The following is a 14,442-nucleotide window of genomic DNA, read 5'->3' as shown; positions in this document are numbered from 1 at the left end:
GTAAGGTGGCCTGCACTGTTAATTTTCGCCCGGCGTGCCCCACGGGAACTCCGGGCGGTCTTTGGCTGTTGGTTAGCTGTCAGTCATCCGTCGAACCTCAAGACCGTCACCCTCAGACGCAGTAGCGCGGGGGTCGCAGGAGGCACCGTGCTCACCGCGTTCGCCCGGGCGTTCAAGACGCCCGACCTGCGCAAGAAGCTGCTCTTCACGCTCGGCATCATCGTGGTCTACCGGGTCGGTACCCACATCCCGATCCCCGGCGTGGACTACAAGAACGTCCAGACGTGTATGGACGTGGCCGACTCGAACCGCGGGCTGTTCAGCCTGATCAACATGTTCAGCGGCGGTGCGCTGCTCCAGATCACGATCTTCGCGCTCGGCATCATGCCGTACATCACGGCGAGCATCATTCTCCAGCTGCTCACCGTGGTGATCCCGCGACTGGAAGCCCTCAAGAAGGAGGGCTCGGCAGGCACGGCGAAGATCACGCAGTACACGCGTTACCTGACGGTCGCGCTCGCCATCCTTCAGGGCACCGGCCTGGTGGCCACCGCCCGCAGCGGCGCGCTGTTCTCGGGCTGCCCCGTGGCCTCGCAGATCGTTCCCGACCAGTCGATCTTCACCACCATCACCATGGTCATCACGATGACCGCCGGTACCTGCGTCGTCATGTGGCTCGGTGAGCTGATCACCGACCGCGGCATCGGCAACGGCATGTCGATCCTGATGTTCATCTCGATCGCCGCGACCTTCCCGAGCGCCCTGTGGACCGTCAAGATCCAGGGCAAGCTGGCCGACGGTTGGATCGAGTTCGGCACGGTCATCGCGGTGGGTCTGGCGATGGTCGCCCTGGTGGTCTTCGTCGAGCAGGCACAGCGCCGGATTCCGGTCCAGTACGCGAAGCGCATGATCGGCCGCCGTTCCTACGGTGGCACCTCGACCTACATTCCGCTGAAGGTCAACCAGGCAGGTGTGATTCCTGTCATCTTCGCGTCGTCGCTGCTCTACATTCCGAGCCTGATCGCCCAGTTCTCGAGCGGCAACTCCAGCTGGAAGACCTGGGTCACGAACAACCTGACCAAGGGTGACCACCCGATTTACATCACGATGTACTTCCTTCTGATCGTGTTCTTCGCGTTCTTCTACGTGGCGATCTCGTTCAACCCCGAGGAAGTCGCCGACAACATGAAGAAGTATGGTGGCTTCATCCCGGGCATCCGGGCTGGCCGGCCGACCGCTGAGTACCTCAGCTACGTACTCAACCGGATCACCTGGCCGGGTTCGCTGTATCTGGGGCTGATCGCTCTCGTGCCGACGGTGGCGTTGGTTGGTTTCGGGGCAAACCAGAACTTCCCGTTCGGCGGGACCAGCATCCTCATCATCGTGGGTGTGGGCCTCGAGACGGTGAAGCAGATCGAGAGTCAGCTTCAGCAGCGCAATTACGAAGGGTTCCTCCGCTGATGCGAATCGTCCTCGTCGGGCCGCCCGGTGCCGGGAAGGGAACGCAGGCCGCGTTCCTCGCCAAGAATCTGGCGATCCCGCACATCTCAACGGGCGACCTGTTCCGTGCCAACATCTCTCAGCAGACGGAACTCGGCAAGCTGGCGAAGTCCTACATGGACAAGGGCGAACTGGTACCGGACGAGGTCACCATCGCCATGGCCAAGGACCGCATGGAGCAGCCCGACGCGGAGAACGGCTTCCTGCTCGACGGCTTCCCGCGCAACGTCTCGCAGGCCGAGGCGCTGGACGCGATGCTGAGCACCGAGGGCATGAAGCTGGACGCGGTACTGGACCTGGAGGTCCCCGAGGACGAGGTCGTCAAGCGGATCGCCGGCCGGCGCATCTGCCGCAACGACTCCTCGCACGTCTTCCACGTGTCGTACAAGGCGCCGAAGCAGGAAGGCGTCTGCGACGTCTGCGGCGGCGAGCTGTACCAGCGTGACGACGACTCCGAGGACACCGTCCGCACGCGGCTGGAGGTCTACCACACGCAGACCGAGCCGATCATCGACTACTACAAGGTCCAGGGCCTGGTCGTCACGATCCCGGCGCTCGGCAAGGTGGACGAGGTCACGGCGCGCGCGATGGAGGCGCTGGCCCGCGAGGACGACTAGTCCCCGTGGTCCGGCCCCGCGGTGCACGCGTACGGCGGGGAGCGTGAAGAGTTACGTCGCATCGGCCGCGGCACCCTCACCGGGTGCCGCGGCCGACGTGTGAGGCGGGCAGGGCGCGGGCCCTGCGCGGGACGGGGCCCCCTGACCCCGGGCGGGGCGGGTCGAGTCCCCCGTATCGTTGGAACAGTCCGTAGTTCCGGTCCAGAAAGGCCGCAGCCACCATGGTGCAGATCAAGACCCCCGAGCAGATCGCCAAGATGCGTGAGGCGGGGCTGGTCGTCGCGGCGATCCACGCGGCCACGCGTGAGGCGGCGGTGCCCGGAGCGACCACCAGGGACCTGGACGAGGTCGCGCGCAAGGTGCTGGAGGAGCACGGCGCCAAGTCGAACTTCCTCGGGTACGGCGGTTTTCCCGCGACGATCTGCACCTCGGCCAACGAGGTCGTCGTCCACGGCATCCCTGACGACAAGACCGTCCTGAAGGACGGCGACATCATCTCCATCGACTGCGGTGCGGTCGTGGACGGCTGGCACGGCGACGCCGCGTTCACCGCCTTCGTCGGCTCCGGCCACGCCCCGGAGCTGATCGAGCTCTCCCGGGTGACCGAGGAGTCGATGTGGGCGGGCATCGCGGCCATGAAGGTGGGCAACCGCCTGGTCGACATCTCCCGGGCGATCGAGACGTACATCCGCCGCCAGCCCAAGCCGGGCGGCGGCAAGTACGGCATCGTCGAGGACTACGGCGGCCACGGCATCGGCACCGAGATGCACATGGACCCGCACCTGCTGAACTACGTCGAGCGCAAGCGCGGCAAGGGGCCGAAGCTGGTTCCCGGCTTCTGCCTGGCGATCGAGCCGATGGTGTCGCTCGGCACACCGCGGACCAAGGTGCTCGAGGACGACTGGACCGTGATCACCACGGACGGGACCTGGTCCTCGCACTGGGAGCACTCCGTGGCGCTGACCGAGGAGGGACCGCTCGTCCTCACGGCTCCGGACTGCGGCCGCGCGAAGCTCGCCGAGTACGGCGTCACGGCGGCTCCCGATCCCCTCGCGGGCTGAGGCCCCGCCCGCGGGACAGGCGTGCGGCCCGCCCGTACGGACGGGCCGCGGGCCGAAAGCGCCGGCACCCGGGCGGGGCGGAGTCACGCCGGGGCCGTGCCGCGGGCCGCGCGTTTCAAGATCCTTTATTATCGATCTCGCGTTCGATGTCGCACATCGAAATTCCGCCCGTTCCCTTTCTCCGCGGGCCGCGAATCGGTCAGCCCCGCCCCTCGCGCATACCGCGCCGACGGGTGGGGCATCGTCATGAGTGGCGGGGAGGACAGAGGCGAATTCGTCTTTCCGGGAGCCCTGACGTAGACTGACTCGTCGGCTCTCGTGCACCCGCATGTCTCCATGCGCTCGCACGAAGTCGATCAAGGTAGTCGATTCGAAGGGCGAAGCGTGGCCAAGAAGCAAGGTGCCATCGAGATCGAGGGCACTGTCGTCGAGTCTCTTCCGAACGCCATGTTCAAGGTCGAGCTCCAGAACGGCCACCAGGTCCTGGCACACATCAGCGGCAAGATGCGTATGCACTACATCCGCATCCTCCCTGACGACCGGGTCGTGGTGGAGCTGTCTCCGTACGACCTGACGCGTGGCCGGATCGTCTACCGCTACAAGTAGATCTTGCCCTGCTCCGTGTTCCCGATTCCGGGGCGCGGGGGGTGGCACTGACCCGGAGAACCTCACCTAATGAAGGTCAAGCCGAGCGTCAAGAAGATCTGCGACAAGTGCAGGGTGATCCGCCGTCACGGTCGGGTCATGGTCATCTGCGAAAACCCGCGCCACAAGCAGCGCCAGGGCTGACGCACGACCGCACCTTCTGCACCCGCAGATATTTCGCGCGACGTAAGTAGTACATGTTCATACGCAGGATCCAGGGCTGAGTCTCATCAGGCCTGACACCCCCGGTCGGAGGCCGGGGACCCGGTTCGTACCGAATCTCGATCCATCGGATCAGAGGACGACGGCGGGCGGGATCCGGTTCTGCGGAAGACCTCCGAACGACAACTGGAGCCATTGAATGGCACGCGTTTCCGGTGTCGACATCCCGCGCGAAAAGCGTGTGGAGGTCGCCCTCACCTACGTGTTCGGCATCGGCCGGACCCTTTCCCAGCAGACGCTGGCCGAGACCGGCGTGAACCCCAACACGCGCGTTCGTGACCTCTCCGAGGAGGAGCTGGTCAAGATCCGCGAGTACGTGGACGCCAACATCAAGACCGAGGGTGACCTCCGTCGCGAGATCCAGGGCGACATTCGCCGCAAGATCGAGATCGGCTGCTACCAGGGTATTCGCCACCGTCGTGGCCTCCCCGTCCACGGTCAGCGCACCAGCACGAACGCTCGTACCCGCAAGGGCCCGCGTCGCGCCATCGCCGGCAAGAAGAAGCCGGGCAAGAAGTAGTCCTCAGCGGACAACGCTTCATCAGCGGTCTTCGCTGTAGGACCGACCACCTCCCCGTAGGAGAAACAGATGCCCCCCAAGGGTCGTCAGGGCGCTGCCAAGAAGGTGCGCCGCAAGGAAAAGAAGAACGTCGCTCACGGGCACGCCCACATCAAGAGCACGTTCAACAACACGATCGTCTCGATCACGGACCCCTCGGGCAACGTGATCTCCTGGGCCTCCGCCGGCCACGTCGGCTTCAAGGGCTCGCGCAAGTCCACCCCCTTCGCCGCGCAGATGGCCGCCGAGTCGGCCGCCCGCCGCGCGCAGGAGCACGGCATGCGCAAGGTCGACGTCTTCGTCAAGGGTCCCGGCTCCGGCCGTGAGACCGCGATCCGCTCCCTCCAGGCCACCGGCCTCGAGGTCGGCTCGATCCAGGACGTCACCCCCACCCCGCACAACGGCTGCCGTCCGCCGAAGCGCCGCCGCGTCTGACGCACGGCTGCTCGGTCGTCGATCTCGACGGCCCTGTGCAGGTTAGAGGTTTTCGGGCGGTACGGCTCCGTAAAAGGGCCGTATCGCCCGTACCCTTGCTGTACCCGGCCTCCTCGGAGGCCCGGTTCTGTCGGGCGTCAAATAGCGGGCGTCCACGAATGAAGGATCTGATCACCACATGCTGATCGCTCAGCGTCCCTCGTTGACCGAAGAGGTCGTCGACGAATTCCGCTCCCGGTTCGTGATCGAGCCGCTGGAGCCGGGCTTCGGCTACACCCTCGGCAACTCCCTGCGCCGCACCCTCCTCTCGTCGATCCCCGGCGCTGCTGTCACCAGCATCCGCATCGACGGTGTCCTGCACGAGTTCACCACCGTGCCGGGCGTCAAGGAGGACGTCACCGACCTGATCCTCAACATCAAGCAGCTGGTCGTCTCCTCGGAGCACGACGAGCCGGTCGTGATGTACCTGCGCAAGCAGGGCCCGGGTCTGGTCACCGCCGCCGACATCGCGCCCCCGGCCGGTGTCGAGGTCCACAACCCCGACCTCGTCCTCGCCACGCTCAACGGCAAGGGCAAGCTGGAGATGGAGCTGACCGTCGAGCGCGGTCGCGGCTACGTCTCCGCCGTTCAGAACAAGCAGGTCGGTCAGGAGATCGGGCGCATCCCGGTCGACTCGATCTACTCGCCGGTGCTGAAGGTCACGTACAAGGTCGAGGCGACCCGTGTCGAGCAGCGCACCGACTTCGACAAGCTGATCGTCGACGTCGAGACCAAGCAGGCCATGCGTCCCCGTGACGCCATGGCGTCGGCCGGCAAGACCCTGGTCGAGCTGTTCGGTCTGGCCCGCGAGCTCAACATCGACGCCGAGGGCATCGACATGGGCCCGTCCCCCACGGACGCCGCCCTCGCCGCCGACCTCGCGCTGCCGATCGAGGAGCTGGAGCTCACGGTCCGCTCGTACAACTGCCTCAAGCGTGAGGGCATCCACTCCGTGGGTGAGCTCGTCGCCCGCTCCGAGGCCGACCTCCTGGACATCCGCAACTTCGGTGCGAAGTCCATCGACGAGGTCAAGGCGAAGCTGGCCGGCATGGGCCTGGCCCTCAAGGACAGCCCGCCCGGATTCGACCCGACCGCCGCCGCCGACGCCTTCGGCGCGGACGACGACGCGGACGCCGGCTTCGTCGAGACCGAGCAGTACTAAGAGCTCGGGACCGACTGCCGGTTCCTGGGTGCGGGTGGACTGTGGCTTGTCGCGCAGTTCCCCGCGCCCCTTCCGACTCGCCCCTTCGGGGCTCGTCGGATCTTCGACGGGCAATCGCCCGCTCGGACACTGACCCCGGTACCTGATACGGCCGGGGCAGACACCTAGGAGAAACACCATGCCGAAGCCCACCAAGGGTGCCCGTCTGGGCGGCAGCGCCGCGCACGAGAAGCTGCTCCTCGCGAACCTCGCGAAGTCGCTCTTCGAGCACGGCCGCATCACCACCACCGAGGCCAAGGCCCGCCGCCTGCGTCCCTACGCGGAGCGTCTGGTCACCAAGGCGAAGAAGGGCGACCTTCACAACCGCCGTCAGGTGCTCTCGGTGATCACGGACAAGAGCATCGTGCACACGCTCTTCACCGAGATCGGCCCGCGCTACGAGAACCGCCCGGGTGGCTACACCCGTATCACCAAGATCGGTAACCGCCGTGGCGACAACGCGCCCATGGCCGTCATCGAGCTGGTGGAGGCCCTGACCGTGGCCCAGCAGGCCACCGGTGAGGCCGAGGCCGCCACCAAGCGTGCCGCCAAGGACGCCGAGGCTCCGGCCAAGGTCGAGGACACCAAGGTCGAGGACGCCGCCGAGGCTCCCGCCGAGGAGTCGAAGGACGCCTGAGGCACTGCCTTGCTGTGAGCGGGTCCGTCCCTTTCGGGGCGGGCCCGCTTTCGCGTTCCCGGGAAGGAACCCGGGCTTGAGAGGATCTAGGTGTGAGTGACGAAGCGGAGCCCGGGTTCGTCCGGGTGCGGTTGGACCTGTCGTACGACGGGACCGAGTTCTCCGGGTGGGCACGGCAGGCCTCCGGACGCCGGACCGTGCAGGGCGAGATCGAGGACGCGCTGCGGACGGTGACGCGGACGAGGGACACCACGTACGAGCTGACCGTGGCCGGGCGGACCGACGCCGGGGTGCACGCGCGCGGCCAGGTCGCCCATGTCGACCTGCCCGAGGAGCTGTGGGCCGAGCACCGGGAGAAGCTGCTGAAGCGGCTGGCCGGAAGGCTTCCCAAGGACGTGCGGGTGTGGTCGCTCACCGAGGCGCCCGCCGGTTTCAACGCGCGGTTCTCGGCGATCTGGCGGCGCTACGCCTATCGCGTGACCGACGAACCCGGTGGTGTCGACCCGCTGCTGCGCAGTCATGTCCTGTGGCACGACTGGCCGTTGGACGTGGACGCCATGAACCAGGCCGCCGAACGGCTGCTGGGGGAGCACGACTTCGCCGCCTACTGCAAGAAGCGCGAGGGCGCGACGACCATCCGCACGCTCCAGCAACTGAGCCTGGTGCGGGGCGAGGACGGGGTCATCACCGCCACCGTGCGGGCCGACGCCTTCTGCCACAACATGGTGCGGTCGCTGATCGGGGCCCTGCTGTTCGTGGGGGACGGACACCGCGGGCCCGAGTGGCCGGGCAAGGTGCTCGCCGCCGGCGTACGGGACTCGGCCGTTCACGTCGTACGGCCGCACGGGCTGACGCTGGAGGAAGTCGGCTATCCCGCCGACGAGTTGCTGGCCGCGCGGAACAAGGAGGCCCGCAACAAGCGGACGTTGCCGGGTGCGGGCGGGTGCGAGTCCTGCTGACGCGGGCTCGTCGGCGCGGGGCCGAGCCCGGCCGCTTCGCCTGACGGCGTGTCAACTCTCCGCCCGGGGCGGCCGTGAGCGGGGGCGTGGCGGCCCGGGGAAGGTGAGGCGGCCCGGGGAGGGTGGGGCGGCGGCCGGTGTCCGTCGGCCGCCGCGCCCGGAACCGCTACTGGTTGGCCGCGGCCGACGCCTGGGCCTGGCCCCGTCGGCTGATCTGGCGGAAGGCGAACTCCGCGAGGTCGTCGCCGGTCGTGAACACCGCGGTGTCCTTCGTCGTCACGTCCTTGCCGTCGGTGAAACCGGAGAGCGTGAAGTAGGCGTAACGGCCGTAGGCGTTGGTGGTCGAACGGCAGACGGCCGAGTTGCAGAACGCCTTGATGCCGTTGCCGGGGAGCGAGGCGATGATGCTCTTCTTGTCCGCGTCGGTCTTGGCCTTGCTCGCCTTGGCCTCGGTGTCGAAGACCGCGACGCCGACCGTCACCGCCACCCCGTCCTTGACGTAGGTGACCCGCATGAGGCGGGTACAGCCGTCCTTGGTGAGGACCGGCGGCAGCGTGCCCTTGGCGGCCGAGGCGCAGTCCTTCGTGTCGGCCGTCGGACCCTTGCGGTACACGCGGTTGCCCATGGTGAGCTGCGTGCCGGGGAAGAGGATGTCCGGGCTCAGCGGCGCGGTGTCCTTCTGCGCGCTGGCTATGAACTGCTTCGGATCCAGCGGCGGCGGGGCCGAGGTCGGCTCGAAGGACGGCGCCGGTGTCGTGGCGCCGGGGATGTCCGCGCTGGCGGGCAGCTGGGACGGCTGGCCGGTGGCCTGGTTGTTCCCGTTCGCCCCCGCGACGGTCATGGCCACGGCGGCGCCGACCCCGATGGTCGCCAGCGCCCCGGCCAGGACGAACAGCACTTTGCGGCGCTTGTTGCGCGTTTCGGAAGCCTCGGCCATGGCGGCCCAGTCGGGATTCCCGCCGGACCGCTGGTTGTTCCACTGGGGCGTTTGCTGAGAACCCGGCTTCCAGGGGTCCCACGGGGGCTGCCCCTGCCCACCCTGCCCATAACTCATGCGCCGCATCTTAGACGGGGGTTGGGGGGTGCCCGTCAGGTCCGTCGGGCACTTGAGCCCCTAGCGTGATCTGAGTGCGCGAGGGCAAAAGTGACATCTCCGGGTGGTTGGTGCGTAGGGCCTCCCGGTGTCCGCGGGCGGCCCCGGGCGCGGTGCTCCGCGTGCGTCGTTCCGGGTGCCTCGGGCGGCACTCCGGACGGCGGGACCGGGTGACGGGGCCGGGCCCGCGCCGAGGGCGTCCGGGGGGTCCCGGCCCGAAGCGGCGACCTGGTCGGAGGCGGTGACCCGGCCTGAGACGGCGGCCCGGTCCGAAGCGGTGGTCCGGCGTTCCTTCCGGGACTGCTTTACCCTGTGTGTGATGACTGCATCGGTGGTGCTCCGGCGCCGCCGTCACCCGCCGCTCGCCGGCCCGGACCACTTCGCCGCCCAGCGGCGGGGAGGGCGGGGCGCGAGGGGTGAGCCCTCGCGTTTTGACCCTTGCGGGCCACCGCGGGTAAGCTTGCAGTTCGTTATGTGTATTGGCTTGCTCATTCTCACGTGAGGGGCCCTTACACCGGTCCACCGGGGCCGATGACCAGCGACCAGCACGCGGTATGCGTCACCGCAGTGCGGTCAGGGCTGTCGTGATCGTCCGTGGTGGCCATGTCAGGACCCACTCACTGAAGAAGCGAAGGCTACGACCGTGCGTACGTACAGCCCCAAGCCCGGCGACATCACTCGCCAGTGGTACGTCATCGACGCCCAGGATGTCGTCCTGGGCCGTCTGGCGACCACCGCCGCGAACATTCTGCGGGGCAAGCACAAGCCGATCTACGCGCCCCACGTCGACGCTGGTGACTTCGTCATCATCATCAACGCCGACAAGGTGCACCTCTCCGGCAACAAGAAGACCCAGAAGCTGGCGTACCGCCACTCCGGTTACCCGGGTGGTCTGCGCTCCGTCCGTTACGACGAGCTGCTGGCGAAGAACCCCGAGAAGGCCGTCGAGAAGGCCATCAAGGGCATGGTTCCCAAGAACTCCCTGGGCCGTCAGGTGCTCTCGAAGCTGAAGGTCTACGCGGGCGAGAACCACCCGCACGCTGCGCAGCAGCCGGTCCCGTTCGAGATCACCCAGGTCGCGCAGTAGTTCCGGCCACCCCCTAAGACGAAAAAGAATCTGAGGAGAATCGTGGCCGAGACCACCGTTGAGCAGCCGGTCGAAGAGACTGAGCTCGTCGACATCGAGAACTACACCACCGAGTCCGAGGTCCCCCTCGAGGGCGAGTACACCTCGGAGTCGCTCGCGGGCCGCTTCGGCGACCCGCAGCCGGCCGCCGGCCTGGGCCGTCGCAAGAACGCCATCGCCCGCGTCCGGATCGTCCCGGGCACCGGCAAGTGGAAGATCAACGGCCGCACCCTTGAGGACTACTTCCCCAACAAGGTGCACCAGCAGGAAGTCAACGAGCCTTTCAAGGTGCTCGAGCTCGACGGCCGCTACGACGTCATCGCCCGCATCGCGGGTGGCGGTGTCTCCGGTCAGGCCGGTGCCCTGCGCCTCGGCGTGGCCCGTGCGCTGAACGAGGCCGACGTGGACAACAACCGCGGCGCCCTCAAGAAGGCCGGCTTCCTCAAGCGCGACGACCGTGCGGTCGAGCGCAAGAAGGCCGGTCTCAAGAAGGCCCGCAAGGCCCCGCAGTACAGCAAGCGTTAATCTTCGCTGCTTGCTTCTGCGCGTCAGTACGCGTAGCTCCGAACGCCCCGGCGGCACGTCACTGTGCTGCCGGGGCTTTCGTTTATCACAATGGTTAGGCGTATAACAGCACAAGGTGCTCAAAGGCTCATGGGATCGGATGACTCCGTATCCTCGGGGGACTTCCGTACTCTGCAGCTTTCTCAGGAGGACAAGTGGGACGACTCTTCGGCACGGACGGCGTGCGTGGTGTCGCCAACGCGGATCTGACGGCCGAGCTCGCGCTCGGTCTGTCCGTCGCGGCGGCGCACGTACTCGCCGAGGCGGGCACGTTCGAAGGGCACCGGCCCGTGGCGGTGGTCGGGCGGGATCCGCGCGCGTCCGGGGAGTTCCTGGAGGCCGCCGTGGTCGCCGGTCTGGCCAGCGCCGGTGTGGACGTCCTGCGCGTCGGTGTGCTGCCCACCCCCGCGGTGGCGTATCTCACCGGGGTACTGGGCGCCGACCTCGGCGTGATGCTCTCCGCCAGCCACAACGCCATGCCCGACAACGGCATCAAGTTCTTCGCCCGCGGCGGGCACAAGCTCGCCGACGAGCTGGAGAACCGGATCGAGGGCGTCTACGAGGAGCACCGCACCGGCGCCCCCTGGGACCGTCCGACCGGTGCCGGCGTCGGCCGGGTGAACTCCTACGACCAGGGCTTCGACCAGTACGTCGCCCACCTCATCGGTGTTCTCCCCAACCGCCTCGACGGTCTGAAGGTCGTCCTCGACGAGGCGCACGGCGCGGCCGCCCGGGTCTCTCCCGAGGCGTTCTCGCGGGCCGGCGCGGAGATCGTCACGATCGGCGCGGCGCCCGACGGGCTCAACATCAACGACGGCTGCGGTTCCACCCATCTGGACCTCCTCAAGGCCGCCGTCATCGAGCACGGTGCCGACCTCGGCATCGCGCACGACGGTGACGCCGACCGCTGCCTCGCCGTGGACCACACGGGCGAGGAGATCGACGGCGACCAGATCCTGGCCGTTCTCGCGCTGGCGATGCGGGAGCGTTCCGCACTGCGCTCCGACACCGTTGTCGCGACGGTCATGTCCAACCTGGGCTTCAAGCTCGCCATGGAGCGCGAAGGTCTCGCCCTCGTCCAGACCGCGGTCGGTGACCGTTACGTCCTGGAGGAGATGAAGCGGAACGGCTACGCGCTCGGCGGCGAGCAGTCCGGGCACGTCATCGTCCTCGACCACGCCACGACCGGCGACGGCACGCTCACCGGCCTGATGCTGGCCGCCAGGGTCGCCCAGACCGGCAAGACGCTCCGGGACCTCGCCTCGGTCATGGAGCGGCTGCCGCAGGTCCTCATCAACGTGCCCGACGTCGACCGGACGCGGGTGAAGACCTCCACCGAGCTGGCCTCCGCGGTGGCCGAGGCCGAGCAGGAGCTCGGCACCACCGGACGGGTACTGCTGCGCCCCTCCGGCACCGAGCCGCTCGTCCGCGTCATGGTCGAGGCCGCCGACATCGACCAGGCCCGCTCGGTGGCCGCGCGCCTGGCCGACGTCGTGAAGTCGGCGCTCGGCTAGAGCACCGGGACCGAAGCCGCGAGGCCCGATACCCCCTGAGGGGTGCCGGGCCTCACGGCTGTGCGCGGTTCCGGGGGCTGGGGCTCCGGGTGCCCACGGTCCACGGTCCACGGGGCTCCGGGCCGGGGGCCGGCTGCGTCATCGTGCCGGATCCGGCGTCACGGACCGCCGCTCCCGCCGCGTCGACCAGAACCACTTCTGGGCCATGAGGGTGAGCGTGCCGGCGAGGACGATGCCGAGCAGGTTGAACAGCAGCTGTTCGGTCGAGCCCCACGTCTGGCGCATGTCGCCGTAGCTCAGCGCCACCGCGGCGTTCGCGGCGGCCGGGACCGTCGTCACGGAGATCGCGACACCGACCAGGGCCCCGGACTTGGCCGAGGTCAGCGACAGCACGCCGGCGGTCCCGGCGAGCACCGCGACGACGAAGGAGAACCAGTCCGGGGCGTAGACGAACCCCGTGTTGGGGCGCGGTCCCTCCAGCTGCGCCTCGCTGAACAGGCCCACCGAGTCCATGAACAGGCTGAAGAGCACCGTCACCGCCATGGCGATCGCGAAGCCGGCCAGCAGCGCCGTCAGGGAGCGCAGGGCGAGGCGCCCGCCCCGCTGCACGATCGCCGTGCACAGCCCCGCCAGCGGCCCGAACTCCGGCCCCACGGCCATGGCGCCCACGATCAGCACCGCGTTGTCGAGCACCACGCCGCAGGCCGCGATCATCGTGGCGATCGTGATGAAGGCGACGTAGGTGACCGACAGCGTCGACTCCTCGTGCGTGGCCTCCTCCAGGTGCTCCCACAGCACCGCGTCGACGCCCTCGCCCGGGGCCTCGTCCTCCGCCTTGTCGGCGCGCTCCGACAGGGACAGGTCGATGTTCTCGACCGCGATCGAACCCGTACGGTCGATGCCCCTCTCGCGCAGAGCGCCGATGAGTTCGTCACCCGCCTCGCGGGCTACGTCGCACAGCACGACGTCACCGGCCGGATCGCGGGCGGCACCGGGAAGGACGACGAGGTGTGTGGTACCGACCGTTTCCTCGATCAGGCGTACGACGTCGTCGGTCCGGTCGGCGGGAGTGATCAGGCGCAGGTGCAGCATGGCCGCAGGGTAGCCGTCACGTACGAGGGGGCGTCCGCCGGACTACAGCTTGCGCAGGCTCAGGCGCTGGACCTTGTGGTCCGGGCCCTTGCGCACGACCAGGGTCGCCCGGCCGCGGGTGGGCGCCACGTTCTCCAGCAGGTTCGGCTTGTTGATGGTGCGCCAGGTCGTCCGGGCGTAGTCGAGGGCCTCCTCCTCGGAGACCTGGGTGTACTTGCGGAAGTACGAGTCGGGCTTCTGGAAGGCCGTCGCGCGCAGCTTGCGGAAGCGGTTCAGGTACCAGCGCTCGATGTCCTCGGGGCGGGCGTCGACGTACACGCTGAAGTCGAAGTAGTCCGCGAGGCCGACCCGTGTGCGGCCGTCCTTGCCGGGCAGCGCCGGCTGGAGCACGTTCAGGCCCTCGACGATGAGGATGTCGGGGCGGCGGACGGTGAGCCGCTCGCCGGGGACGATGTCGTAGATCAGGTGCGAGTAGACGGGTGCCGTCACCTCGTCCTTGCCCGCCTTGATGTCCGCGACGAACCGGGTCAGGGCCCGGCGGTCGTACGACTCGGGGAAGCCCTTGCGCGACATCAGGCCGCGCGCCTCGAGGTCCTTGGTGGGCAGCAGGAAGCCGTCCGTGGTGACCAGCTCGACACGGGGGTGCTCGGGCCAGCGGGAGAGCAGCGCCTGGAGCAGCCGGGCCACGGTGGACTTGCCGACGGCCACGGAACCGGCGACGCCTATGACGAACGGGGTGCCGGACTGCGAGCCCTTCTCGCCCAGGAAGGTGTTCAGGGCACCCCTGAGCCCGTCGGTGGCGCCGATGTACAGGTTCAGCAGCCGGGACAACGGCAGGTAGATGTCCCGTACCTCGTCGAGGTCGATGACATCGCCCAGACCGCGCAGCTTCTCGACCTCCTCGGCGTTCAGCGGGAGCGGCGTCTTTTCACGCAGCGCGCTCCACTCGGCACGGGTGAGGTCGACGTAGGGAGTCGCCTCCGGCCTGGGCCGGTGGGCGCTCCGCGGCGACGAGGAGACCGGAGAGATCACAGTTCATTGTTACGGGAGTGTGGACGGGATGGAGGGTGGGGTCCGTCACGCCGGGGGCCGGGCTCCCCGGCACGTCCGGGCGCTCCGCCGCGGCGATGCCCGGCGGTCCGCAGCTGGCGGTCCGTCAACAATGTTCTGGTGTCCGC

The 14,442-nt window shown here is 68.3% G+C and carries 16 protein-coding genes; 13 read left to right on the top strand and 3 right to left on the bottom strand.

Annotation, left to right across the window (positions count from 1 at the left end):
- The first annotated feature begins 147 nt into the window (after positions 1–147).
- From secY to truA, 10 genes are all read left to right on the top strand, one after another.
- Positions 148–1,461 carry a preprotein translocase subunit SecY gene (gene secY / locus ACFW6B_RS06815; protein WP_386592797.1) on the top strand — a complete coding sequence of 438 codons (1,314 nt, stop codon included), beginning with the start codon at positions 148–150 and terminating at the stop codon, positions 1,459–1,461.
- On the top strand, positions 1,461–2,117 hold the full coding sequence (locus ACFW6B_RS06810) for an adenylate kinase (protein WP_386592795.1): 657 nt from the start codon (positions 1,461–1,463) through the stop codon (positions 2,115–2,117). The genes secY and ACFW6B_RS06810 overlap by 1 nt, the downstream gene beginning before the upstream one ends.
- A 221-nt stretch (positions 2,118–2,338) precedes the next feature.
- On the top strand, positions 2,339–3,178 hold the full coding sequence (map, locus tag ACFW6B_RS06805; RefSeq protein ID WP_386592793.1) for a type I methionyl aminopeptidase: 840 nt from the start codon (positions 2,339–2,341) through the stop codon (positions 3,176–3,178).
- Between the two features lie 384 nt (positions 3,179–3,562).
- Complete coding sequence (infA, locus tag ACFW6B_RS06800; RefSeq protein WP_003948620.1) at positions 3,563–3,784, top strand: translation initiation factor IF-1; 222 nt, start codon at positions 3,563–3,565, stop codon at positions 3,782–3,784.
- Between the two features lie 69 nt (positions 3,785–3,853).
- Positions 3,854–3,967 (top strand): 50S ribosomal protein L36, encoded by a 114-nt coding sequence (rpmJ, locus tag ACFW6B_RS06795; RefSeq protein WP_003998809.1) that lies wholly within the window; start codon positions 3,854–3,856, stop codon positions 3,965–3,967.
- A 217-nt stretch (positions 3,968–4,184) separates the two neighbouring features.
- Complete coding sequence (rpsM, locus tag ACFW6B_RS06790) at positions 4,185–4,565, top strand: 30S ribosomal protein S13 (RefSeq protein WP_037626962.1); 381 nt, start codon at positions 4,185–4,187, stop codon at positions 4,563–4,565.
- A 69-nt stretch (positions 4,566–4,634) separates the two neighbouring features.
- Positions 4,635–5,039: a 30S ribosomal protein S11 gene (rpsK, locus tag ACFW6B_RS06785; RefSeq protein WP_003956432.1), complete on the top strand. Its 405-nt coding sequence runs from the start codon at positions 4,635–4,637 to the stop codon at positions 5,037–5,039.
- Between the two features lie 178 nt (positions 5,040–5,217).
- A complete protein-coding gene (locus tag ACFW6B_RS06780; protein ID WP_003966937.1) occupies positions 5,218–6,240 on the top strand; it encodes a DNA-directed RNA polymerase subunit alpha in 1,023 nt (340 codons plus the stop codon).
- A gap of 178 nt (positions 6,241–6,418) precedes the next feature.
- On the top strand, positions 6,419–6,916 hold the full coding sequence (rplQ, locus tag ACFW6B_RS06775; RefSeq protein WP_386592790.1) for a 50S ribosomal protein L17: 498 nt from the start codon (positions 6,419–6,421) through the stop codon (positions 6,914–6,916).
- A gap of 92 nt (positions 6,917–7,008) precedes the next feature.
- Positions 7,009–7,875 (top strand): tRNA pseudouridine(38-40) synthase TruA, encoded by an 867-nt coding sequence (truA, locus tag ACFW6B_RS06770; RefSeq protein WP_386592789.1) that lies wholly within the window; start codon positions 7,009–7,011, stop codon positions 7,873–7,875.
- Between the two features lie 166 nt (positions 7,876–8,041).
- On the opposite strand, the gene ACFW6B_RS06765 is transcribed toward truA, so the two are convergent.
- Entirely contained in the window at positions 8,042–8,929 is an 888-nt protein-coding gene (locus ACFW6B_RS06765) for a hypothetical protein (RefSeq protein ID WP_386592787.1), read from the bottom strand.
- Between the two features lie 682 nt (positions 8,930–9,611).
- On the opposite strand from ACFW6B_RS06765, the gene rplM reads away from it, so the two are divergent.
- The 3 genes from rplM (at position 9,612) to glmM (ending at position 12,172) form a co-directional block, all read left to right on the top strand.
- A complete protein-coding gene (rplM, locus tag ACFW6B_RS06760) occupies positions 9,612–10,055 on the top strand; it encodes a 50S ribosomal protein L13 (RefSeq protein ID WP_095936057.1) in 444 nt (147 codons plus the stop codon).
- Between the two features lie 42 nt (positions 10,056–10,097).
- Positions 10,098–10,619: a 30S ribosomal protein S9 gene (gene rpsI, locus ACFW6B_RS06755; RefSeq protein WP_103549195.1), complete on the top strand. Its 522-nt coding sequence runs from the start codon at positions 10,098–10,100 to the stop codon at positions 10,617–10,619.
- A gap of 194 nt (positions 10,620–10,813) precedes the next feature.
- Positions 10,814–12,172: a phosphoglucosamine mutase gene (glmM, locus tag ACFW6B_RS06750; RefSeq protein ID WP_386592784.1), complete on the top strand. Its 1,359-nt coding sequence runs from the start codon at positions 10,814–10,816 to the stop codon at positions 12,170–12,172.
- A 138-nt stretch (positions 12,173–12,310) separates the two neighbouring features.
- Here the strand turns inward: glmM and ACFW6B_RS06745 are convergent, their stop codons facing one another.
- Together ACFW6B_RS06745 and coaA are read right to left on the bottom strand one after the other, a co-directional pair.
- Positions 12,311–13,264 carry a DUF389 domain-containing protein gene (locus tag ACFW6B_RS06745; RefSeq protein ID WP_386592782.1) on the bottom strand — a complete coding sequence of 318 codons (954 nt, stop codon included), beginning with the start codon at positions 13,262–13,264 and terminating at the stop codon, positions 12,311–12,313.
- 42 nt (positions 13,265–13,306) lie between these two features.
- The gene (coaA, locus tag ACFW6B_RS06740) at positions 13,307–14,296 is read right to left on the bottom strand and encodes a type I pantothenate kinase (RefSeq protein WP_386592781.1); all 990 of its coding nucleotides are present in this window, start codon (positions 14,294–14,296) and stop codon (positions 13,307–13,309) included.
- Between the last annotated feature and the right edge of the window lie 146 nt (positions 14,297–14,442).

The organism is Streptomyces sp. NPDC058751 (assembly GCF_042746485.1).
In the GTDB taxonomy this organism is placed as follows: Bacteria; Actinomycetota; Actinomycetes; order Streptomycetales; family Streptomycetaceae; genus Streptomyces.
This window is presented reverse-complemented; position numbering and strand designations above follow the sequence as displayed.